Here is a 23021-nt window from a genome sequence, read left to right on the forward strand (position 1 = left end):
CGAGGACGACACACCATGACCGTGACCCAAGACCAGGCCCTGTGGTTCCAGGACGCCTTCTCGAAGCTCGTCGACAACGTCGACCGCGCCATCCTCGGCAAGCGCGAGGTCATCGAACTCGTCGTGACCGCGATGCTGTCCGACGGGCACGTCCTGCTCGAGGACTTCCCGGGCACCGGCAAGACCGTGCTCGCGAAGGCGCTCGCCAACACGCTCGACGGCACGCACTCCCGCATCCAGTTCACGCCCGACCTGCTCCCGTCGGATGTCACGGGGGTGACGATCTACGACCAGGGCAAGGGACAGTTCGAGTTCCACCGCGGGCCGATCTTCGCCTCGATCGTGCTCGCCGACGAGATCAACCGCGCGAGCCCGAAGACCCAGTCGGCGCTGCTCGAGGTCATGGAGGAGGGCCGGGTCACCGTCGACGGCGTGAGCTACGAGGTCGGCAGCCCGTTCATGGTCATCGCCACGCAGAACCCCGTCGAGCAGGCCGGCACCTACTCGCTGCCCGAGGCGCAGCTCGACCGGTTCCTCGTCAAGACCTCGCTCGGCTACCCCGACCACGACACGGCCGTGACGCTCCTGCTCGACTCGGCCAACCGCGCGCGCGCCTCGAAGGTGTCGCCGATCATCGCCTCGAGCTCGGTCACCACCATGGCGCACCTCGCCTCAGAGGTGCACGTCGACGCCGCCGTGCTGTCGTACCTCAACCAGATCGTGTCGGCGACGCGCGAGCACGCCGACTCCGCCCTCGGCGTGAGCATGCGCGGCGCCCTCGCGCTCGCCCGCACCGCGAAGACGTGGGCCATCTCGCGGGGCCGCACGTACGTGACGCCCGACGACGTGCGCGAACTCGCCGTGCCGGTCCTCGCCCACCGCATCATCGTCGACCCCGAGTCGGAGTTCGCCGGCGTGACCGCGGAGGGCATCGTCACGCGCGTGGTCGCCGACGTCGTGCCCCCGGCGTACCGGGCGGCATGACGGCCGGAACCGGCGCGCCCCCGGCACCGAAGGTCCCGTCGCAGGCGCGCATCGCCCTGCGGTCCGTGCGGCGCTCGGCCGCGGCATCCGTCGCCTCGACCGCCGCCCGGCTTCGTCGCCTCGGCGCGCGCGCAGCCGCGTTCGCCGAACCCGTCACGAGCGTCGTCTCGGCGACCGGATGGCTCGTGCTCGCCGTCGCCGCCGCCTCGTTCGCAGTCGCGTGGGCGCTCGGCTGGATCGAGCTCGCGTTCGTCGGTGCGACGCTGCTCGCCGCACTGCTCGTCGCGATCCCGTTCGTGTTCGGGCGCGTGCGCTACCGCGTCGGCGTCGAACTCCAGCCGCGCCGCGTCGTCGCCGGCGAGCGCGCCCTCGGGCGGCTCGTCGTCGAGAACGTCGGGGAGGCGCCGTCGGTGCCGTCGCAGCTCGAGCTGCCGGTCGGCGCCGGCCTCGCCGAGTTCGTCATCCCCGCCATCGGCCCGGGCGACGAGCACGAGGAACTGTTCGCCGTGCCCACGCAGCGTCGCGCGGTGATCGTCGCCGGCCCCGCGGCATCCGTTCGCGGCGACCAGCTCGGACTGCTGCGCCGCGAGGTGCGCTGGACCGACCCGGTCGAGCTGTTCGTGCACCCCGTGACCGCGCGGCTGCGCCCCTCGGCGGCCGGCCTCGTGCGCGACCTCGAGGGCGAGATCACGAAGACCATCACGAACAACGACATCTCGTTCCACGCGCTGCGCGCGTACGAGCCGGGCGACGCGCTGCGCAACGTGCACTGGCGCACGTCGGCGCGCACCGGCCAGCTCATGGTGCGGCAGTACGAGGAGACGCGGCGCTCCCAGCTGCTGCTCGTGCAGGCCACGCGCGCGGACCACTACGCGTCCGAGCAGGAGTTCGAGCTCGCGGTGTCGGTGCTCGCGTCGCTCGGCGTGCAGGTCATCCGCGACGCCACGCGCCTCGCCGTCGCCACCGACCGGATGACGCTGAACACGGCGACGCCGACGGCGCTCCTCGACGACACGAGCCGGATCGAACCGGCCGCCGCCGCGGGGGAGTCGCTCGCCGTCGGCGTCACGCCCGCGGCGTCGCTGCGCGACCTCGTCCGCGAGGCGGCTCGCCGCGTTCCGGTGCCGAGCGTCGTGATCGTCGTCGCCGGGTCGCTCGCGCCGCTCGCGGAGTTCCGCGCGGTCGAGACCGTCTTCGGTTCCGACACCCAGGTGATCGCGTTCCGGGCCGAGGTCGGCGCGGCCTCGCGCATCGCGCGCGTGGGGGAGTCGACCGTCGTGACCGTCGGCGCGCTCGACGAGCTGTCGCGCCTCGTCCGGAGGGTGCGCCCGTGACCCGCCCGCCCCGCTCCGCCCTCGTCGACCTCGGCGTGCTGTCGCTGCTGTCGCTACTCGGTGTCATCGGCTACGAGACGAGCTTCGGCGGGCTCGACTTCCTGGCCGCGGCGCTCGCCGGCATCGCGGTGGGCACGCTCGCGGCGGTCGCCGGGACGATGCTGCGGCTCGACGTCCTCACGACCGTGCTCCTCGGCATCGTGCTGTACTTCCTCGTCGGCACGCCGTTCGCCATGCCCGGCGCGGCCTTCCTCGGGGTGCTCCCCACGCTCGAGTCCCTCGCCGGGCTCGCGGTCGGCGCGGTGCACGGCTGGGCCGACATCCTCACCATCCAGGCCCCCGTCGAAGCCCCGGCGTACGTCGCCGTCGTGCCCTACGCCGCCGCCACCGTGGTGTCGCTCGTCGGCGGACTGCTGGTGCTGCGGTGGCTGCCGGCGAAGCGTACGCCGCTGCGCGCGGCCGTCGTGCTCATCGGCCCCGTCCTGCTGCTGCTGTCGGGGATCCTGCTCGGCACCGACGAGGCGTTCCTCGCGGCGGTGCGCGGGGTCGCGTTCGCCGCGATCGCGCTCACCTGGATCGCGTGGCGGCGCGGGGCGACCGTCGAGGCGTCCGGCGAGGGCGCCGCTCGTCTGCGGCGCCGGCGGCTCACCGGCGCGACCGCGGTCGTCGCCGGTGCGGTCGCCGTGGGCGCCGTCGCCGGGCTCGCCCTCGCCCCCGTCGCCCCCGACCGCTTCGTCCTCCGCGACGAGGTCGTGCCGCCCTTCGACCCGCTGGAGTTCCCGAGCCCCCTGGCCGGTTACCGCACGTACACCAAGGACCTCGCCGAGGAGCCGCTGTTCCGCGTCGCCGGCCTGCAGCCCGGCGACACGCTGCGCCTCGCGGCGATGGACTCGTACTCCGGGCGGCTCTGGAACGTCGCCGGACCCGATGAGGCGGAAGGCGACGGCGGGTACTCGATCGTGGGCCGCACGCTCCCGCCGCCCGCGCTCGCCGACCTCGGCAGCGCCCGCGCGGTCGACGTCGAGGTGCTCGGGTACGACGACGTGTGGCTGCCGACCGTCGGGTACGGCTCAGAGCTGGAGCTCCGGGGCGACGCCGCGACGTCGAGCGCCGGCGACCTCCGCTACAACGCCGACGCCGGCACGGCCGTGCTGACGAGCGGGGTCGGTCCGGGCACGGCGTACCGGCTCGAGTCGCGCATCCAGCGCGAGCCCGACGACTCGGCCCTCGTCGACGTTCCGGTCGCGCAGCTCACCCTGCCCGTCGTCGAGAACCTGCCCGACGTCGTCGCCGCGAAGGCCGAGGAGTACGCCGGCGATGCGGCGAGCCCGATCGAGCAGCTGCGCGCGATCGAGCGGGGCCTGAAGACCAACGGCTTCCTCAGCCACGGCCTCGCGAGCGACGCGGTGCCCTCGCGGGCCGGCCACGGCGCCGACCGCCTCATCGAGTTGTTCACCCGCACGCAGATGGTCGGCGACGAGGAGCAGTACGCCGCCGCGATGGCGCTGATGGCCCGCCACCTGGGGTACCCGGCCCGCGTCGTGATGGGCTACGCGCCGGAGGTCGGCGAGGGCGGCGACGAGGTCGAGGTCGTCGGGTCCGACGTGACCGCCTGGGTGGAAGTGCCGTTCGAGGGCGTCGGCTGGGTCCCGTTCCGACCCACCCCCGACAACATCGACGTGCCCCAGGAGCAGACGCCGAAGCCCAAGTCCGAGCCGCAGCCGCAGGTGCGCCAGCCGCCGCGAGCCGAGCAGGCCGACGACGAGCTGCTCACGACCGTCGAGATCGACGACACCGACGACGAGGACCGCGACCGTCCGTTCCAGCTGCCGGCCTGGGCGTGGATCGTCATCGCCAGCGTGGGCATCCCGGCGGCCGCACTGCTGCTGCCGATGCTCGTCGCGATGTTCGCCCGCCGCCGTCGCCGTCGGCTCCGCCGCAGCGGGCCGACGGATCGGCAGGCGGCCGGAGCCTGGGAGGAGCTCGTCGACCGCTACGCCGAGCTCGGGTTCGACCCGCCCGAGCGCGCGTCGCGGCTCCAGACCGCACGCGACCTCGAGCGCCAGCTCGACGAGCAGGGCCTCGGGTCGGTCCGGCTCGCGGAGGACGGCGTGCGGCTCACGTCGCTCGCCGCGACGGTCGACCGCGACGTGTTCGGCGGCGGCGACGTCGAGCCGGGTGCGGTCGAGCGCCGGTGGTCCGAAGCGGATGCCGCGGCCGCGGCCGTCGCGGCGGCGGCCGGCCGACTGCGGCGCCTGATCGCCCGCTACCGGGTGCACCGACGACGCTGAGCGTGGTTAAGGTGGGGGCGTGAGCGACTTCATCGTGCCCCCGCCGGGACTCGTGCCCGACGCGCCCGCGCCGGCCGAGCCCGAGCGCACGGTGCGGGTGCCCGATCGGATCCCCGCCTTGCGGCCGCCGGCGCCGGCCACACCGGTCCCGAGCGCGCCGCCGGGCGCCGCCGCGCCGCCCCCGCCGCCGGCCCCGCCGATCCGCCCGCACGGGCCGCGCACGGCCTGGCGCCTGCGGTCGGACGCCGGCCACGACGTCACGGTGCGGAGTCGCGTCGTGGTCGGCCGCGACCCGAGGGCGACGGATGCCGCGGCCGGGGCCGAGCCGGTCGCCATCGACGACCCGGCCCGGTCGCTCTCGAAGACGCATGCGCTGCTGGAGGTCGTGGACGACCGGCTCCTCGCGACCGACCTCGCCTCGACCAACGGCGTCCGCATCTGGCCCGAGGGCGAGGACGCCGTCGAACTCGAGCCGGGCCGACCCACGTCCGTGCCCGAGGGGGCCGTGCTCCTGCTCGGCGACGTCGCGTTCCTCGTGAACCGGGCCCCCGACGCGACGGTGTAACCTGAGGATCGTGCGCGTACCGTTCCGCCTCCTCCTTCGGTGCCGCGACGGGGCCTAGTTCGACCGGCCGCCCCCGTCGCGGAGTCCGTCGTCGGCTGATCCCCCACGATCCGAGAGAGACGTTCATCGATGAATCCGCCCACTGAGCCGCAGGCCCGCCCGCGCACCCTCGCCGAGAAGGTCTGGGATGCGCACCTCGTCGCGAAGGGCGAGGACGGCACCCCCGACCTCATCTACATCGACCTGCACCTCGTGCACGAGGTCACCAGCCCGCAGGCCTTCGACGGCCTCCGGCTGGCCGGTCGCACGGTCCGCCGTCCCGACCTGACGATCGCGACCGAGGACCACAACACGCCCACGCTGAACATCGACCGGCCGATCGCCGACCCCACGAGCCGCACGCAGATCGAGACGCTGCGCCGCAACGCGGAGGAGTTCGGCATCCGCCTGCACTCGCTCGGCGACGTCGAGCAGGGCATCGTGCACGTCGTCGGCCCGCAGCTGGGCCTCACCATGCCGGGCATCACGGTCGTCTGCGGCGACAGCCACACGTCGACCCACGGCGCGTTCGGCGCGATGGCGTTCGGCATCGGCACGAGCGAGGTCGAGCACGTGCTCGCCACCCAGACGCTGCCGCTCAAGCCGTTCAAGACGATGGCGATCAACGTCGAGGGCACGCTCCGGCCCGGCGTCACGGCCAAGGACATCATCCTCGCCGTGATCGCGAAGATCGGCACGGGCGGCGGACAGGGCTACGTGCTCGAGTACCGGGGCAGCGCCATCCGCTCGCTGTCGATGGACGGCCGCATGACGATCTGCAACATGTCGATCGAGGCGGGCGCACGGGCCGGCATGGTCGCCCCCGACGAGACGACGTTCGCCTACCTGCAGGGCCGCCCGCACGCCCCGCGCGGCGCCGACTGGGACGCCGCGGTCGACTACTGGAAGACGCTGCCCACCGACGAGGGCGCGACCTTCGACGCCGAGGTGTTCATCGACGCCGACGCGCTCGAGCCGTTCGTGACCTGGGGCACGAACCCCGGCCAGGGCGTCTCCCTCAGCGACGTCGTGCCCGACCCGGCGTCGATCGACGACCAGCACGAGCGCGCCGCCGCCGAGCGCGCCCTCGAGTACATGGACCTCGAGCCGGGCACGCCGCTGAAGCAGATCCCGGTCGACGCGGTCTTCATGGGGTCGTGCACCAACAGCCGCATCGAGGACCTGCGTGCCTTCGCGTCGATCATCCAGGGTCGGAAGAAGGCCGACGGCGTGCGCGTCATGGTCGTTCCGGGCTCGGCGCGGGTGCGCCTCGAGGCCGAGGCCGAGGGGCTCGACAAGGTGTTCGAGGAGTTCGGCGCCGAGTGGCGCTTCGCCGGCTGCTCGATGTGCCTCGGCATGAACCCCGACCAGCTCGCCCCCGGCGAACGGTGCGCGTCGACCTCGAACCGCAACTTCGAGGGCCGCCAGGGCAAGGGCGGCCGCACGCACCTCGTGTCGCCGCTCGTCGCGGCCGCGACGGCCGTCCGCGGCACCCTCTCGAGCCCGTGGGACCTCGAGCAGGAGGGAGCGGCCGGGTTCGACACGGCCGTCCCGGCGTACTCGACCAGCGGAGCGAAGGGGAACTGACGATGGAGAAGATCAGCACCGTCACGGGTGTCGCCGCGCCGCTGCGCCGGTCCAACGTCGACACCGACCAGATCATCCCCGCGGTGTTCCTCAAGCGCGTCACGAAGACGGGCTTCGAGGACGCCCTGTTCCACGGCTGGCGGCAGGACCCCGAGTTCGTGCTCAACGACCCCGCCTATGCGGGCGCGGCGATCCTCATCGCGGGCCCCGACTTCGGCACCGGCTCGAGCCGCGAGCACGCCGTCTGGGCGCTTCGCGACTTCGGCTTCCGCGTCGTGATCTCGAGCCGATTCGGCGACATCTTCCGCGGCAACGCCGGCAAGCAGGGCCTGCTCGCCGCGCAGGTCGCGTACGAGGATGTCGAGCGCCTCTGGGCGGCGATCGAGGACCAGCCGGGAATAGCGGCGACCGTCGATCTGGTTGAGCGTACGGTGAGCATCGGCTCGCTCACGGTTTCATTCGACATCGACGATTACACTCGGTGGCGGCTCTTGGAGGGACTCGACGACATCGGGCTCACCCTCCGGGACGAGCCGGCCATCGCCGAGTTCGAGTCGCACCGTGAGGCGTGGCGGCCGACCACGCTCCCGATCCGGGAGCCGGCAGAGACAGGGAACTGAGTGAACACACTCGTGAATGACGCGAAGCAGCACGGAACGGCGGTGGGCCTCCAGGTCGATCGCATCACGATCAACGGGGGCAAGCCGCTTCGGGGTCGCATCGAGCTGAAGGGCGCCAAGAACCTCGTCACCAAGGCGATGGTCGCGGCGATCCTCGGCGACACCCCGAGCGTCCTGAAGGACGTCCCGAACATCAGCGACGTGCGCATCGTCCGCGGCCTGCTCGAGGTGCACGGCGTGACCGTGACCGAGGGCGCCGACGAGGGCGACCTCGTCCTCGACCCGTCCGCCGTCGAGACGGCGCACATGGCCGAGGTCGACGCCCACGCGGGTTCGAGCCGCATCCCGATCCTGTTCTGCGGTCCGCTGCTGCACCGGCTCGGCGAGGCGTTCATCCCCGACCTCGGCGGATGCCGCATCGGCGACCGCCCGATCGACTACCACCTCGAGGTGCTGCGCAACTTCGGCGCGATCGTCGAGAAGCTCCCGAGCGGCATCCGGATGTCGGCCCCCAACGGGCTGCACGGCGCGAAGGTGTCGCTGCCGTACCCGAGCGTGGGCGCGACCGAGCAGGTGCTGCTCACCGCGGTGCTCGCCGACGGGATCACCGAGCTGTCCGGCGCGGCGATCGAGCCCGAGATCATGGACCTCATCAACATCCTCCAGAAGATGGGCGCCATCATCTCGGTCGACACCGACCGCGTCATCCGCATCGAGGGCGTCGAGAAGCTGCAGGGCTACACCCACCGCGCGCTCTTCGACCGCAACGAGGCCGCCAGCTGGGCCGCCGCGGCGCTCGCGACCGAGGGCGACATCTTCGTCGGCGGTGCGCGCCAGGCCGAGATGCTCATGTTCCTCAACGTCTTCCGCAAGGTCGGCGGCGCGTTCGACATCGCCGAGGACGGCATCCGCTTCTACCACCCGGGTGGCGAGCTGAAGCCCGTCATCATCGAGACCGACGTGCACCCCGGATTCATGACCGACTGGCAGCAGCCCCTCGTCGTGGCCCTCACCAAGGCCAAGGGCGTGTCGATCGTGCACGAGACCGTCTACGAGCAGCGCTTCGGCTTCGTCGACGCGCTCGTCGAGATGGGCGCGTCGATCGAGGTGCACAAGGAGTGCCTGGGCGGTCGCCCGTGCCGGTTCGGCCAGCGCAACTTCAAGCACTCCGCGGTGATCTCGGGCCCGGCGCAGCTGCACGGCGCCGACATCGAGGTGCCCGACCTGCGCGGCGGCTTCAGCCACCTCATCGCGGCGCTCACCGCCGAGGGGCGCTCGACCGTGTCGAACGTCGGCATCATCGCGCGCGGGTACGAGAACTTCATCACCAAGCTCGAGCTGCTCGGGGCGGACTTCGCGCTCGAAGGATAATGGGTCAGTGCCACATCAAGACCCCGCATCCGCGCCGGCCGCGAAGCCCGGTTCCGAGAAGCGTCGACCCTCGTTCTTCTGGGTCCTCGCCGTCCTGATCCTCCCGCTGTGGAGCCTCGGGGTGAAGTACCGCTTCCACCACGGCGAGCGGATGCCGCAGAGCGGGCCGGTCGTGCTCTCGCCGAACCACTACAGCGAGGTCGACCCGCTCGTCATGGGCGTCGCCGCCTGGCACCTCGGCCGCGCGCCGCGCTTCCTCGCGAAGGCGTCGCTGTTCAAGAACCCGGTGCTCGGCTGGTTCCTGCGCACCTCGGGGCAGATCCCCGTCGAGCGCGCCGGCAGCCAGAGCCACGCGGCGATCCGGGCCGCGGAGCAGCTGGTCGAGAAGGGGCGCATGGTCATCGTGTACCCCGAGGGTTCGCTCACGCGCGACCCCGACCTGTGGCCCATGCGCGGCAAGACCGGCGCCGTCCGCATCGCGCTCGAGCGCGACATCCCGCTGGTGCCCGCCGCGCACTGGGGCACGCAGGCGATCCTGCCCCGGTACGGCAAGAAGCTCAGCCTGTTCCCGCGCAAGACCGTCGACGTGATCATCGGCGAGCCCCTCGACCTCTCCGCCTACCGCGGCAAGCCGCTCGACCAGGCGACGCTGCTCAAGGCCACCGACGAGCTGATGAACGCGATCGCCGCGCTTCTCGGCGAGCTCCGCGGCGAGATCCCGCCGGCCGAGCGGTGGGACCCGGCCAAGCACGGCCAGAAGGAGACGGGACGCCTTGAAGGCTAGGACGCCGCGCCGGGGCCAGGGCAAGCGCGTGGCCGTCCTCGGCGCCGGCAGCTGGGGGACCACGTTCGCCAAGATCCTCGCCGACGGCGGGGCCGACGTCGTCCTCTGGGCGCGCCGCCCCGAGCTCGCGCGGGAGATCCAGGAGGGCAAGCGCAACAGCGACTACCTCCCCGGCGTGAACCTGCCGATCGGCCTCCGCTCGACGAGCCGGCTCGACCTCGCGCTCGCTGGGGCCGAGCAGGTGTACGTGTGCGTGCCGAGCCAGACGCTGCGCCAGAACCTGATCGAGGCCGAGCCGCACCTGCACGCCGAGGCGATCGTCGTCTCGCTCATGAAGGGCGTCGAGAAGTCGACGGGCCACCGCATGAGCGAGGTCATCGCCGAGGTGCTGCCCATCGCCGAGTCGAAGATCGCCGTGATCTCCGGGCCGAACCTGGCGCTCGAGATCGCGAAGGAGCAGCCCACGGCCGCGGTCGTCTCGTCGACGAGCCTCGAGACGGCGCAGGCCGTGGCATCCGTGGCCCGCAACCCGTACTTCCACTCGTTCGTGAACACGGACGTCATCGGCACCGAGTTCGGCGGCGTGCTGAAGAACCTCATCGCGGTCGCGATCGGCATCGTCGACGGTGCGGGCTACGGCGAGAACACCAAGGCCTCGATCATCACCCGCGGCCTCGTGGAGATGACCGACTTCGCCGTCGCGCACGGCGCGCATCCCGACACCCTGTCGGGCCTCGCGGGCCTCGGCGACCTGATCGCGACGTGCCAGTCGCCGTTGTCGCGCAACAACACCGCCGGTCGCCTGCTCGGCCAGGGGTACAAGCTGCCCGAGGTCGTCAACCAGATGCAGCAGACCACCGAGGGGCTCGCGTCGGTCGGGCCGATCCTCGAGCTCGCGCGCGCGAAGGGCGTGGAGATGCCCATCGTCGAGCAGGTCCGGCAGGTGCTCGCCGGCACGCTCGCCCCGAAGGACATCGCGCCGCACCTCACGACCGACGACGAGCCCCAGGGCGAAAGGACGATGGATGGACAAGCTCAGGGTGGTACTGCTCTTCGGCGGGCGCTCCAGCGAGCATTCGATCAGCTGCGCAACGGCGGCCGGAGTGCTGCAGGCGATCGACCGTGACCGCTACGAGCTGATCCCCGTCGGCATCACCCGCGCGGGCGCCTTCGTGCTCGAGGCCGACGACCCGTCGCGGTTCGCGCTCGACCCCGAGCGGCTTCCGGAGGTGCACGACAACGGGACGCGAGTGCGGTGGCCCGACAGCTCCGCGTCGCGCGAGCTGCGCGTGACGACCGCGAGCGGCGAGGAGTCCTCGCTCGGCGACATCGACCTGGTGTTCCCGATCCTCCACGGCCCGTTCGGCGAGGACGGCACCATCCAGGGCCTGTTCGAGCTGCTCGGCCTCCCGTACGTCGGTTCGGGCGTGCTCGCGAGCGCGCTCGGCATGCACAAGCACTTCACCAAGACCGCGCTGCAGGGCGCGGGCATCCCGGTCGCGCCGTGGCGCACGGTCACCGCGCGCGAGTGGGCCGACGACCCCGAGCGCGTGCGCGCCGATGCGGCCGCCCTCGGCCTGCCCCAGTTCGTCAAGCCCGCGCGTGCGGGATCGAGCGTGGGCGTCAGCCGGGTGGCCGAGGCGGGCGATCTCGACGCGGCCCTCGAGGTGGCGTTCGCCGAGGACGACACGGTGCTCGTCGAGGCCGCCATGGTCGGCCGCGAGGTCGAGATCGCGGTGCTCGGCGGCGCGCCGGGGGAGCGGCCGCGTGCGTCGGTCGCGGGCGAGATCGTGCTCACCGGCGACGGCTTCTACGACTTCGCCGCGAAGTACCTCGATGCCCCGGGCGTCGACCTGGTCTGCCCGGCCGACCTCGGCGAGGGTCGGCTGGAGGAGATGCGCGATCTCGCGATCCGCGCCTTCGAGGCGATCGGGGCCGAGGGCCTCGCACGCGTCGACTTCTTCCTCACCGAGGACGGGTTCGTCGTCAACGAGCTGAACACGATGCCGGGCTTCACGCCGATCTCGATGTTCCCCCGCTGCTGGCAGGAGTCCGGGGTGACCTACCCCGAGCTGGTCGACGAGCTCATCCGCGTCGGCCTCGCGCGGGGCGTCCGGCTCGGCTGAGCCGACGCTCCGCGGCGGCGGGCCGGGCTCGGCGGGGGGATCACCCCTCCGGCGCGAGGTCCTCGAGGTCGGTGCATCCGCCGTCGGCCTCGATGACCGACACCGCGGACGACACGTCGGCGATCGCGGTCGTCCCCGCTACCACGTCGTTGTCGACGACGACCTCGACGGCGGGCGTGCGCCCGTAGGTCGTGAACCGGTAGCGCGGCGCGTCGGACTCGTCGATGATCCAGTCGACCTCGTCGACGCTCACGCACCGCAGCGTCGTGGGTCCGGGCGGTTCGACGCCGCAGCGCAGCAGGACCGACGCCGGCGTGCCCCACGCGCCGGTGCCCTGCGCATCGGTCTCGCGGGCCTCCTGCCCGGCGACGACGTCGGGCAGTCGCACGATCACCGCGGCGCAGTCGGGGTCGACGGCGTCGGGCGCGGCCTCGAACGGCACGGGTCGTGCGCACGAGGCGAGCAGCGGCAGGGCGACGACGGCGACGGATGCCGCGGCGACGAGCCGCGGCAGCGTGCGTCGGGGGCGGCGGGGGCGGGGAGCGGGCATCGCCATCAGGCTACCGTGGGAGCCATGGAGCCCCCTGCACACGAGCCGTCGACCGCGATCGGCGACCTCGGCGAATCGGCGGTGCTCGCGCGCATCCTGCCCCGCCTCGCCCCGGGCGATGCGGCGCACCTGGGCGCGGGCGACGACGCCGCCGTGGTCGCGGCACCCGACGGCCGGTTCGTCGTGACGACCGACCTGATGGTGCACGGCCCCGACTTCCGGCTCGCCTGGTCCACGCCCTCCGACCTCGGCTGGAAGGCCGCGGCGACGAACCTCACTGACGTCGCCGCCATGGGTGCGAGGCCGACGGCCCTGGTCGTGGCGATCGCGGCGCCCCCATCGCTCGACGTCGGGGTGCTCGAGGGCATCGCCGACGGGCTGCGCGAGGGGCTCACCGCCCTCGCCCCCGGCGCGGGCGTGGTCGGCGGCGACCTGTCGGCGTCATCCGTGCTCATGATCTCGGTCACCGCGTTCGGCGACCTCGAGGGCCGTGCACCGGTCCTGCGATCGGGTGCACGGCCGGGCGACGTGATCGCCCACGCCGGCGGCCGGGGCGATGCCGCCCGCGGACTCGCGCTGCTCTTCGCCCGGGCCCGCGACGAGCGGGGCGAACCGGATGCCGCGGCCGCCGCCGCACTGCGCACCGAGCATCCACGGCTGGTCGCAGCGCAGCTCGCGCCGACGCCCCCGGTGTCGGCCGGCGTCGTCGCCGCGGAGGCGGGCGCGACGGCGATGCTGGACGTGAGCGACGGACTCGCCCGCGACGCGCGTCGGATCGCCGAGGCGAGCGGCATCGGCATCGACTTCCGATCCGCGGCGCTCGGACCCGACCCGCTGACGGCGCTCGCGGGGGCCGAGGACCACGGGCTGCTCGCGGCGTTCCCGGCGGACGTGCCGCCGCCGCATCCGTTCGAGGTCATCGGCGTGGCGACGGCCGAGGCGGGCGTGCTCACGCTCGACGGGGCGCCCGTCGACACCGCCGGGTGGGATCCCTATGCGGGCTGGGACGGCGTCGGGGGCTGATCGCCGCCGGCGTCGGGCGCGCTCGCGGACGCCCACCAGAGGGTCGTCTCGCCGTAGTCGCGTCGCCGCTCGGGGTCGATCCCGGCCGGCCACGCGGGCTCCGGGGAGCGGGAGCTGCGCTCGACGACCACCGTCGCCTCCGGCGCGAGCAGGTCGGCGAGGAGCTCGAGGTCGCGCGCGAGCTCGCGCTCGCCGAGGTCGTACGGCGGGTCGATGAAGGCCAGGTCGACGCCGCCCGGCGCCGACTCGAGGTACGTCGCGACGCTCCGCGCCTCGACGCGGATGCGCGGCCCCGATCCCCGCGCGGCGCGCGCGACGGCGGCCGCGTTGCGACGGCACACCTCGGCGGCCGGGCGGGCCTTCTCGACGAGCACCACCTCGCTCGCGCCCCGGCTCGCCGCCTCGAGGCCGAGCGCGCCCGAACCCGCGTACAGGTCGAGCACCACCGCGCCGTCGACCGCGTCGCGCGCCTCCAGCGCGGAGAAGATCGCCTCGCGCACGCGGTCGCTCGTGGGCCGCGTGCCCGACCGGGGCACGGCGAGCGTGAGCGACCCGGCGAACCCGGCGATGATGCGCGTCATGTCTCGGGAGCATAACGGGCGCCTCCGGCGCGCTGCCATGATGGAGGGGTGGAAGACACGACCGACGCCCTGCACGCCGATCCGTCCCGCCACCGGGAAGACGAACAGCAGGCCATCGACCGGCTCTGGGACTTCGCCGACCCCGCGACGAGCGAGCAGCGGTTCCGCGCGGTCGCCGACGACGAGGCCGTGCCGACGCACGAGCGCGCCGTGATGACCACGCAGCTCGCGCGGGCCGTCGGCATCCAGCGCCGCGACGACGAGGCGCTCGCACTGCTCGACGACCTCGAGGCGGCCGGACGCGCCGATGAGACGCCCGAGGAGGCGGCCGAGCTGCGTGCGCGCATCGCCCTCGAACGCGGGCGCATCGCGGCGACCGCCGAGCGGTTCGACGAGGCCGTGCCGCTGTTCACGAAAGCCGTCCGCGAGGCGGCGCTCGCGGGCTCGACCTTCCTGGTCCTCGACGCCCTCCACATGCTGGCCCTGAACGACGCCGGACACGAGGAGGAGTGGGCCACCGAGGGCTTCGACATCCTCGAGGGGGTGCGCGATCGCCGACTGAAGCGCTGGGGCGTCGCCCTGCACAACAACCTGGGCTGGACCAAGCACGACGCGGGCGACGCGGTCGCCGCGCTCCACCACTTCGAGCGCGCCGTCGAGGCCGCCGACCAGTACGGGACGGCCGGCCAGCAGCACGTCGCCCGGTGGTCGGTGGGTCGGGCGCTCCGCACGCTCGGCCGTACCGGCGAGGCGCTCGAGCTGCAGCGCGAACTGGCCCGGGCCCGGCCCGACGACACCTACGTGCAGGCCGAGATCGAGGCGCTCACGGCCGAGGTGACGGAGGCGGAGCCTACGATCGAGGCATGACGGCCGATCGCTCGGTCGAGGGCGCCGCGACCCTCGACACCAAGCTGTCCGGCCTGCTCGGCGGTCCCACGGCGAAGGCGATGGAGCGCGCGTGGGGGCTCGTCACGGTCGGCGACCTGCTCGGTCACTATCCGCGGCGGTACCAACCGCGCGGCGAGCTCACGGCGCTCGACCGGCTCCCGCGCGACGAGAACGTGACGATCGTCGCGGAGGTCCTCGAGGTGCGCGAGCGGACCATGCGCTCGCGTCGCGGGTCCATCCTCGAGGCGAAGATCTCCGACGGCAGGGGCGTGCTCACCCTGACGTTCTTCAACCAGGCGTGGCGCGCGCGGGAGCTGAAGCCCGGGGTGCGCGGCATGTTCGCCGGCAAGGTCTCCGACTACCGGGGCGCGCTGCAGCTCGCGCACCCCGACTACGAGCTCTTCGAGGACGAGACCCGCACCGACACCGGGCCGGATGCCGCGGCCCTGCGCTGGGCCACCGCGCCCATCCCGATCTACCCGGCCACCGCGACCCTCTCGAGCTGGAAGCTGCAGCGCGCGGTCGCGCTCGTGCTCGATGCGCTCGGCCCGGTCGACGACCCGCTGCCCGAGTCCGTGCGCCGGGCTCGAGGGCTGCTCGCGCACCGCGAGGCGCTCGAGCTCGTGCACCGGCCGGAGCGCGACGCCGACTGGAAGGCCGCGCAGCGCACGCTGCGATTCACCGAGGCGTTCGTGCTCCAGTCCGTCCTGCTCGAGCGCCGCGCCGCCGCCCGGGCGCACGAGGCGGTGCGGCGCACGCCCGCGCCCGGCGGGCTCCTCGAGCGGTTCGAGGCGTCGCTGCCGTTCGAGCTCACCGACGACCAGCTCGAGGTCGGCGTGCAGATCCACGCCGATCTCGCCGAACCGGTGCCCATGAACCGGCTCGTCCAGGGCGAGGTCGGTTCGGGCAAGACCGTCGTCGCCCTGCGGGCCATGCTCGCGGTCGCCGAGTCGGGCGGCCAGGCGGCCCTCCTCGCGCCCACGGAGGTGCTCGCGGCGCAGCACCTGAGGTCGATCGTCGACATGCTCGGTCCCGAGCTGGCGGCCGAGGTCATGCCCACGCTGATCACCGGCCAGCTCCCCGCCGCCGACCGCCGGCGGGCGGCGCTGCGCGTCGCAGCCGGCCAGGCGCGCATCGTGGTCGGTACGCACGCCCTCCTCGGCGACACGACCTCGTTCGCCGACCTGGGCCTCGTGGTCGTCGACGAGCAGCACCGCTTCGGCGTCGAGCAGCGCGAGGCGCTGCGGCTCAAGGGGCGGCATCCGCACGTGCTCGTGCTCACGGCGACGCCGATCCCGCGCACCGTCGCCATGACCGTGTTCGGCGACCTCGACGTGTCGACGATCCGGCAGCTCCCCGCCGGTCGTGCGGGCATCACGACCCACGTCGTCCCGCTGGCGGAGCGTCCGCACTGGCGACCGCGCGTGTGGGAGCGGCTCGCCGAGGAGCTCGAGCAGGGACGCCAGGCGTTCGTCGTGAGCCCGGCGATCGAGCCGAAGGTCGCGGAGGACGGCCTCGAGCCCGCCGACCCCGAAGGCGATGCCGCGCCCGCGGCATCCGTCGCCTCGGTGCTCGCCGAGCTGCGCGCCCACCCGCGCCTGGCGGAGGTCCGCATCGCGCCGCTGCACGGTCGGATGAGCGCCGACGAGAAGGACGCCACCATGCGCGCGTTCGCCGCGGGGGAGCTCGACGTGCTCGTCGCGACCACCGTCATCGAGGTCGGCGTCGACGTGCCCAACGCGAGCACCATGGTCGTCGTGGATGCCGACCGGTTCGGGGTCTCGCAGCTGCACCAGCTCCGCGGCCGGGTCGGCCGCGGCTCCGTGCCCGGCCTGTGCCTGCTCGTGACCCGCGTCGAGGCGGAGACCGTCGCGCGGGAACGACTCGACGCGGTGGCCGGCACGCTCGACGGCTTCGAGCTCGCACGCGTCGACCTCGAGCTCCGCCAGGAGGGCGACGTCCTCGGCGCCATCCAGTCCGGACGGCGGACCTCCCTCAAGCTGCTCCGGGTGACGCGCCACGGCGACGTCATCGCCGACGCGCGCGAGGCCGCCGCCGAGGTGCTCCGCGACGACCCGGACCTGGCCGCCCACCCCGCACTCGCGGCGGCCGTGCGACGCCGCCTCGACGACGACTCGAGCGAGTACCTGAGCAGGGGCTGAGACTCCCGGGCAGCGGTCCACGGCGCCGGATCCCGCACTACGCTGGCACGTATGCAGCGGATCGCCGTCGTTCCCGGATCGTTCGACCCCGTCACCCGGGGGCATCTCGACGTGATCGGCCGTGCCGCTGGCCTCTACGACCAGTTGCACGTCGTCGTGGTGCACAACCCCGACAAGTCGGCGCTCCTGCCGATCGCGCAGCGGGTCTCGCTCATCGAGCAGTCGATCGAGGAGGCCGGCATCGTCGGCGACATCGTCGTCGCGTCCTGGAGCATGGGCCTGCTCGTCGACTACTGCACCGACGTTGGCGCGTCGGTCCTCGTCAAGGGCATCCGCTCGCAGGTCGACGTGGCCTACGAGACGCCGATGGCCATCGTGAACCGGCACCTCGCCGGGGTCGAGACGGTGTTCCTGCTGCCCGACCCCGCGAACGCCCACGTGTCGAGTTCGCTCGTGCGCCAGGTGTCGGCGCTCGGCGGCGACGTGAGCCCGTACGTGCCCGAGCCCGTGGCGCAGTACCTGCAGGGGGCGATGACCTCATGAGCGAGGTCTCGGCGCCGCAGGTCGGGGCGACGGCCGCACCCGCGATGGGCATCGACGAGGTCGGCGCCGGCGCGGCGCGCATCGTCCGCAACGTCGAGGAGGTGATCGCCGGCAAGCGCGATGCGGTGACCGCCGCCCTCACCGTGCTGCTCGCCGAGGGGCACCTGCTCATCGAGGACGTGCCGGGAGTCGGCAAGACGATGCTGGCCAAGGCGCTCGCGCGCTCGGTCGACTGCACGGTCAGCCGCATCCAGTTCACGCCCGACCTGCTGCCGAGCGACGTGACGGGCGTCTCGGTGTTCGACCAGTCGTCGCGGCGGTTCGAGTTCAAGCACGGTCCGGTGTTCGCGAACATCGTGATCGGCGACGAGATCAACCGCGCCAGCCCCAAGACCCAGTCGGCCCTCCTCGAGTGCATGGAGGAGCGGCAGGTGACCGCCGACGGCACGACGTACCGGCTCGAGCAGCCCTTCACGGTCGTGGCGACCCAGAACCCGGTCGAGATGGAGGGCACCTACCCGCTCCCGGAGGCGCAGCGCGACCGGTTCATGGCGCGCATCTCGATGGGGTACCCGGCACCGGGCGACGAGCTCGCGATGCTCGCGCAGCGCGAGACGGCGAGCCCGCTCGACGCGCTGGAGCCGGTCGTCTCGATCGACGAGCTGCGCGCGATGATCGCCGCCGTCCACCACGTGTACACGTCCCAGGCGGTCAAGGAGTACGCCGTCGAGCTGGCGCGGGCCACGCGCGACGACCGCCAGCTTCGGCTCGGCGCGAGCCCGCGCGCGACCCTGCAGCTCATCCGCGCGGCGAAGGCGCACGCGGCGATGCACGGGCGCGACTTCGTCCTGCCCGACGATGTCGACGCGCTCGCGGTGCCGGTGCTCGCGCACCGGCTGGTCCCCACGAGCCGTGCGGTCGGCGGGCACGACCGCGACGGCGGCCCGCTCATCGACGCCATCGTGCGACGCGTCGTCGCCGACACGCCGGTGCCGGTGGGCAGCGCCAGGAGGGAGTGAGCGGATGCCGCGCAGCCGCGCCGCGCGCGTTCCGGCGCGTCCACGCCTCACGGGGCGGGGGATGGCGCTGGTCGCCGCCGGCGCGGCGTTGTTCCTCGTCGCAGCATGGTTCGACCTGCGCGACATCATGCTGCTCGCGGCCGTCGGGCTCGCGATGCCGGTCGCATCCCTCGGGTTCCTCGCCGTTCGGGCGCCGCGGCTCGCGGTGACCCGCGCGTTCGAACCGCACGTGGTGCGGGCGGGGGAGTCGGCGGCCGTGCGCCTGCGCGTGCAGAACCGCGACCGTCGCGCCTTCGACGGCGCGCACTGGCGCGACCTCGCGCACCCGGCGCTGCACCCGCCCGGCGAGGCGGTGCTCCCGGCGATCGGCCGGCACGAGACCGCCATGCCGTCCGGCGACGACACCGTGCGCCTCGAGTACCGGCTCCGGACGCCGCGGCGCGGCGTGTTCGACGTCGGACCGCTCCGGATCGCGGTGACCGACCCGTTCGGCCTCGCGCGGCTCGACCGGGCGGCGGGCCTGCCGCGCGAGCTCGTCGTGACCCCGCGCGTCACCCCGCTGGAGCCCGCGGCGGGGGTCGTGGCGAGCGTCGACGGCGCCGTCCACGCCCTCCAGCGGCGAACCCACCCCAACAGCGACGAGCTCATCGCCCGCGAGTACCGGTACGGCGACCCGCTGCGTCGCGTCCACTGGGCCGCGACGGCCCGGCGCGGCGAGCTCATGGTCCGCGAAGAGGAGCAGCGCGGCGATCCGGAGGTCCGCATCCTGCTCGACACGGCGCTCGGCGGCCGCGCGCACCATCCGTCGTCGGCCGCGCGCGACGCGGGATCCACGCTCGACCCGGCCTTCGAGCTCGGCGTGGAGCTCGCCGCGTCGATCGGCGTGCACCTCCTCGAGAACGGGTTCCGCGTGCGGGTCGAACCGGTCGACGACCCCGACGACCCGGCGGCGCCGATCTCCGCCGACCCCGGCGGCTACCGCGCGGCCGGCGGCGACCTGGTCCTCCTCGAGGACCTCGCGCGCCTCGAGCCGCCGCGACGGGACGGACCCGCCGCGCCGACGCGCGACCGTCCCCGCGACGCATCGCGGGTCGCGTCGCCCTCGACGGCGCGCCGCGACAGGCGCATGCCCGGCATCGCCGTGCTCGTCGCGCCCTCGCACGCCGCGGTCGACGCCCTCGTGGCGCTGCGCCCCGTGCTCGAACCGGCGATCGCCTTCGCCGCCGACGGCATCGCCGCCGACGCCGTGGAGCGACTGGAGCACGCCGACTGGCGCGTGGTGCCGGTCCGCCGGGCGGCGGACCTCCCCGCCGCCTGGGGCGAGGCCTGGCGGTCGGCACGCGAATCCGTCCGGAGCGGGGGCCGCGATGCGACCTGAGCGGATGCCGCTGACGACCCGCCAGAGCGTCGCCCTGTCCGGGGCGACCCTGCTGCTCCTGCTCGTCGCGACCTCGGCGCTCGCGCCGCTCATCGCCGGCGCCGCGTGGTGGTGGGCGACGGCGTTCACGGCCGTCACCGTGCTCGGGGCGGGCGCCGGCCTGCGCGCCCTGCGAACGCCGCCGTCGCTGGTGCCGCCGCTCGAGGTGGTGGCGCTGCTCCTGGCCCTGACACTGCTGTTCGGTGGCGCGACGAGCTTCGCCCTCATCATCCCCACGCTGGACACGTTCGACGAGTTCCTCGGGCTCGCCGAGGGCGCCGTGCGCACGATCGAGCAGCAGTCCGTGCCGGCGATCCCGGTCCCGGCCCTCGTGTTCGCCCTCGCGGTCGGCGTCGGGCTCGTCGCCGTGCTCCTCGACCTCGTCGTGCAGACCGTCCGACTGCCCGCGCTCGCCGCGGTCCCGGTGCTCGTTCCCGTCCTCGTCCCCGGCCTGTTCGTCGAATCCGGCGCCGACGCGATCACCCTCGTCCTGACGGCTGCCGCGTACCTCCTGCTGCTCCGCGTCGACGTGCGGGTGCGGCGCAGCGCGGAGCTCGCACAGGAGGACGAACGGCCGGACTCCGCGCTGGTGACCGCCCCGAGGCGACGCCCGATCGTGTCGACCGCGGGCGCGTCGATGGGACTGGCCGCGATCGGCCTCGTCGCGGCATCCGTCGTCACGGCCGTCACGCCGAGCGTGTCGAGCAGCTTCCTGCTCGGCGCCGGCGGGCCCGGCACGATGTTCGCCCGCGGCGTCAGCCCCTACGTCGAGCTCGGTCGCGACCTCCGCCGGCCCGACCCCGTGCCGGCGTTCAGCTACGTCTCGCCCGACGCCGACCGCCCGTACTTCACGCTGCTCAACGTCGAGCGGCTCGAAGGCGACCTTTGGACTGCCGAGGAGCGCGCCGTCGACGGCGACCACACCATCGACACCATGCCCCGCCCCGACGGCCTCGCCGAAGACGTGCTCGTCGAGCCGCGCGAGCTCACGGTGCAGATCGGCCAGGTCCGGACCGCCTGGCTGCCGCTGCCGTACCCGACGGCCGAGGTCCGCGGGCTTCGCGGCTCGTGGTTCTGGGACGACGGCTCGCTGACGGTCCGCAGCGTCGACGCCACGACCCTCGGGCAGCGCTACGACGTGACGCGACTCGCGGTGCAGCCCACGGTCGACCAGCTCCGTGCCGCGGTCGAGCCGCCCGCCGGTTCCGTGGCCCCGGCCACCCGCGAGCTGCCCGAGGAGCTGCCCGCGATCATCGGCGAGACCGCCGCGACGGTCACCCAGGGGGCGCGCACCCGGTACGACGCGGCCGTCGCCATCCAGGCCTACCTGCGAAGCTCCGAGTTCGAGTACTCGGAGGAGGCGCCCGTCGACGACGGCTACGACGGCGGCGGATTCGACGTGATCGCCGAGTTCCTCGAGCAACGGGCGGGATACTGCGTGCACTTCTCCTCGACCATGGCGGTCATGGCCCGTGAGGTCGGCATCCCGTCGCGCATCGCGGTGGGCTACACGGCCGGCACGCCGAGCAACCAGCGCGTCGACGGAATGGTGCGCGTCGACGTCGACTCGCACGACCTGCACGCCTGGCCCGAGCTGTACTTCGAAGGCGTCGGCTGGGTCCCGTTCGAGCCCACGCCGGGACGCGGCACCGTGCCCGCCTACTCGCGTCCGAACGCGGGGGAGCAGGCGCCCGGCGTCGTGCCCACCGCGCCCGTGGCGACGCCCGAGGCGACCGGGCGGCCCGACGGCGACCCGGACCGCTCGCTCGCGGGGCCGACCGGGGGCGCCGGGGCGCTCGGGCCGGGATGGCTCGGCGGCGCCGGGCTCGTCGTGCTGGCCCTCCTCGTGGTCCTGCTCCCGGCGGCGATCCGGGTCGGGCTGCGGGCGACGCGTCGCCGCGGCATCCGCTTGGGGCCGTCGCCGGCGGATGCCGCGTGGCGCGAGCTCACGGCGACCGCGGTCGACCTCGGTGTGGACGTGGACGAGCGCCGCACGGCGCGCGCCCTCGCGGCGGAGCTCGGCGCTCGGCCGGCCTTCGCCGAGGACGGCGACGGCGCCGGAGCCCTGCTCCGGCTCCGGGACGCGGTGGAACGCGAGCGCTACGGCCGCGTGCGGCACTCGACCGCGTCGGCGGACGCACCGGGCGGCGACCGCGCCGGACCGCGCCGGGACGCGCTCGCCGCGGACCTCGCGACCGCGTCGCGCGCGCTCGCAGCGGACGCGCCGGCCGCGCGCCGGGTCGAGGCGATCCTGCTGCCGCGGTCGCTGCGCGCCGCCGGACGTGCCCTCGTCGGGCGGTCGGTGCCGCGCGGCGCGTAGAATCGTCGATCGTGGCCGTCCAGCATTCACCCTTCAGCGTCAACGTGCGCGATCTCGTCAACCGTCCCGGCGAGATGCGCGAGCAGCGCCTCGACGTCCCCGCGCCCGAGCAGTACGGCGAGGGGCTCGTCGCCGTCCGGCAGGGCTCCGAGGTCGCGGTCGACGTGCGCCTGGAGTCCGTGCACGAGGGCATCCTGGCCTCGGCGGAGGTCGATGCGACGGCCGAGGGCGAGTGCGGACGGTGCCTCACCGACATCGCGCTGCCGGTCGAAGTCGAGTTCCAGGAGCTTTTCGCGTATCATTCCGGAGAAGCTTTCGAGTATGAGGTTCAAGACGACCACGTGGATCTTGAATCGCTCATCCGAGATGCGGTGGTGCTGGCACTGCCGTTCCAGCCGGTATGCCGGCCGGACTGCCCGGGTCTCGACCCCGTGACCGGGTTGCGCCTGGCTGATCATCCGGAACTCGTCACCCCTGAGCAGACCGACCCGCGTTGGGCTGCGCTCGCGGGGTTCACGGCTTCCGAAGACGAGGGCACGGTGCCGTCCGCATCCGATGCCGACCAGAAGAGAGATTGAGAGAGAGTCATGGCTGTTCCCAAGCGGAAGAAGTCACGCGCCAACACCCACGCGCGCCGTTCGCAGTGGAAGGCCGAGGTGCCCACGCTCGTCAAGACGGTCGAGAACGGCAAGGTCACCTACAGCCTCCCGCACCGCGCTCGCGTGGTCGAGGACTCGGCGGGCACCCCGCTGTTCCTCGAGTACAAGGGCCGCAAGGTCGCCGACGTCTAGTCGGCACGAGACTCCTGAACGACCGG

The 23021-nt window shown here is 73.6% G+C and carries 21 protein-coding genes; 19 read left to right on the forward strand and 2 right to left on the reverse strand.

All coding sequences use genetic code 11. The annotated features are described in order from the left end of the window. Nucleotides 1–15: 15 nt before the first annotated feature. The 10 genes from RH861_RS07870 (at nt 16) to RH861_RS07915 (ending at nt 11701) form a co-directional block, all read left to right on the forward strand. Nucleotides 16–984, forward strand: coding sequence for an AAA family ATPase (locus RH861_RS07870; protein WP_310520550.1), 969 nt, complete (start codon nt 16–18; stop codon nt 982–984). Further along, nucleotides 981–2318, forward strand: coding sequence for a DUF58 domain-containing protein (locus RH861_RS07875; protein ID WP_310520551.1), 1338 nt, complete (start codon nt 981–983; stop codon nt 2316–2318). The genes RH861_RS07870 and RH861_RS07875 overlap by 4 nt, the downstream gene beginning before the upstream one ends. Next, a complete protein-coding gene (locus tag RH861_RS07880; protein WP_310520552.1) occupies nt 2315–4609 on the forward strand; it encodes a transglutaminase-like domain-containing protein in 2295 nt (764 codons plus the stop codon). The genes RH861_RS07875 and RH861_RS07880 overlap by 4 nt, the downstream gene beginning before the upstream one ends. A gap of 19 nt (nt 4610–4628) precedes the next feature. Continuing rightward, nucleotides 4629–5174 carry an FHA domain-containing protein gene (locus RH861_RS07885; RefSeq protein ID WP_310520553.1) on the forward strand — a complete coding sequence of 182 codons (546 nt, stop codon included), beginning with the start codon at nt 4629–4631 and terminating at the stop codon, nt 5172–5174. 129 nt (nt 5175–5303) lie between these two features. Next, nucleotides 5304–6800, forward strand: coding sequence for a 3-isopropylmalate dehydratase large subunit (gene leuC / locus RH861_RS07890; RefSeq protein ID WP_310520554.1), 1497 nt, complete (start codon nt 5304–5306; stop codon nt 6798–6800). Between the two features lie 2 nt (nt 6801–6802). Next, complete coding sequence (gene leuD, locus RH861_RS07895; protein ID WP_067949371.1) at nt 6803–7420, forward strand: 3-isopropylmalate dehydratase small subunit; 618 nt, start codon at nt 6803–6805, stop codon at nt 7418–7420. Then, nucleotides 7421–8791: a UDP-N-acetylglucosamine 1-carboxyvinyltransferase gene (murA, locus tag RH861_RS07900; RefSeq protein WP_197467017.1), complete on the forward strand. Its 1371-nt coding sequence runs from the start codon at nt 7421–7423 to the stop codon at nt 8789–8791. Nucleotides 8792–8798: 7 nt separating this feature from the next. Beyond that, nucleotides 8799–9575: a lysophospholipid acyltransferase family protein gene (locus RH861_RS07905; protein ID WP_310520555.1), complete on the forward strand. Its 777-nt coding sequence runs from the start codon at nt 8799–8801 to the stop codon at nt 9573–9575. After that, a complete protein-coding gene (locus RH861_RS07910; protein ID WP_310520556.1) occupies nt 9565–10701 on the forward strand; it encodes an NAD(P)H-dependent glycerol-3-phosphate dehydrogenase in 1137 nt (378 codons plus the stop codon). The genes RH861_RS07905 and RH861_RS07910 overlap by 11 nt, the downstream gene beginning before the upstream one ends. Continuing rightward, nucleotides 10601–11701, forward strand: coding sequence for a D-alanine--D-alanine ligase family protein (locus RH861_RS07915; RefSeq protein ID WP_310520557.1), 1101 nt, complete (start codon nt 10601–10603; stop codon nt 11699–11701). Before RH861_RS07910 ends, RH861_RS07915 begins: the two co-directional genes overlap by 101 nt. Before the next feature lie 40 nt (nt 11702–11741). Here the strand turns inward: RH861_RS07915 and RH861_RS07920 are convergent, their stop codons facing one another. Next, on the reverse strand, nt 11742–12251 hold the full coding sequence (locus RH861_RS07920) for a DUF3515 family protein (protein WP_067949377.1): 510 nt from the start codon (nt 12249–12251) through the stop codon (nt 11742–11744). Between the two features lie 24 nt (nt 12252–12275). Between RH861_RS07920 and thiL the strand changes: the two genes are divergently transcribed. After that, nucleotides 12276–13274, forward strand: a complete 999-nt coding sequence (gene thiL, locus RH861_RS07925; protein ID WP_310520558.1) for a thiamine-phosphate kinase — start codon at nt 12276–12278, stop codon at nt 13272–13274. Here thiL and RH861_RS07930 read toward each other — a convergent pair. Further along, nucleotides 13244–13855 carry an RsmD family RNA methyltransferase gene (locus RH861_RS07930; protein WP_310520559.1) on the reverse strand — a complete coding sequence of 204 codons (612 nt, stop codon included), beginning with the start codon at nt 13853–13855 and terminating at the stop codon, nt 13244–13246. The genes thiL and RH861_RS07930 overlap by 31 nt on opposite strands. A gap of 48 nt (nt 13856–13903) precedes the next feature. Here RH861_RS07930 and RH861_RS07935 point away from each other — a divergent pair, with 48 nt between their 5' ends. The 8 genes from RH861_RS07935 (at nt 13904) to rpmF (ending at nt 22995) form a co-directional block, all read left to right on the forward strand. Continuing rightward, on the forward strand, nt 13904–14722 hold the full coding sequence (locus RH861_RS07935; RefSeq protein ID WP_310520560.1) for a tetratricopeptide repeat protein: 819 nt from the start codon (nt 13904–13906) through the stop codon (nt 14720–14722). Continuing rightward, nucleotides 14719–16905 carry an ATP-dependent DNA helicase RecG gene (locus RH861_RS07940; protein ID WP_310520561.1) on the forward strand — a complete coding sequence of 729 codons (2187 nt, stop codon included), beginning with the start codon at nt 14719–14721 and terminating at the stop codon, nt 16903–16905. The genes RH861_RS07935 and RH861_RS07940 overlap by 4 nt, the downstream gene beginning before the upstream one ends. 51 nt (nt 16906–16956) lie before the next feature. After that, a complete protein-coding gene (gene coaD / locus RH861_RS07945; protein WP_067949356.1) occupies nt 16957–17448 on the forward strand; it encodes a pantetheine-phosphate adenylyltransferase in 492 nt (163 codons plus the stop codon). Continuing rightward, on the forward strand, nt 17445–18467 hold the full coding sequence (locus RH861_RS07950) for an AAA family ATPase (protein WP_374760963.1): 1023 nt from the start codon (nt 17445–17447) through the stop codon (nt 18465–18467). The genes coaD and RH861_RS07950 overlap by 4 nt, the downstream gene beginning before the upstream one ends. A 61-nt stretch (nt 18468–18528) precedes the next feature. Further along, nucleotides 18529–19845: a DUF58 domain-containing protein gene (locus tag RH861_RS07955; RefSeq protein ID WP_310520562.1), complete on the forward strand. Its 1317-nt coding sequence runs from the start codon at nt 18529–18531 to the stop codon at nt 19843–19845. Nucleotides 19846–19849: 4 nt separating this feature from the next. After that, on the forward strand, nt 19850–22204 hold the full coding sequence (locus RH861_RS07960) for a transglutaminase TgpA family protein (RefSeq protein ID WP_310520563.1): 2355 nt from the start codon (nt 19850–19852) through the stop codon (nt 22202–22204). An 11-nt stretch (nt 22205–22215) separates the two neighbouring features. Then, complete coding sequence (locus RH861_RS07965) at nt 22216–22782, forward strand: YceD family protein (RefSeq protein ID WP_310520564.1); 567 nt, start codon at nt 22216–22218, stop codon at nt 22780–22782. A 9-nt stretch (nt 22783–22791) separates the two neighbouring features. Continuing rightward, nucleotides 22792–22995, forward strand: coding sequence for a 50S ribosomal protein L32 (rpmF, locus tag RH861_RS07970; protein WP_067950558.1), 204 nt, complete (start codon nt 22792–22794; stop codon nt 22993–22995). Nucleotides 22996–23021: the final 26 nt, after the last annotated feature.

This window comes from Agromyces indicus, assembly GCF_031432295.1.
Taxonomy (GTDB): domain Bacteria; phylum Actinomycetota; class Actinomycetes; order Actinomycetales; family Microbacteriaceae; genus Agromyces; species Agromyces indicus.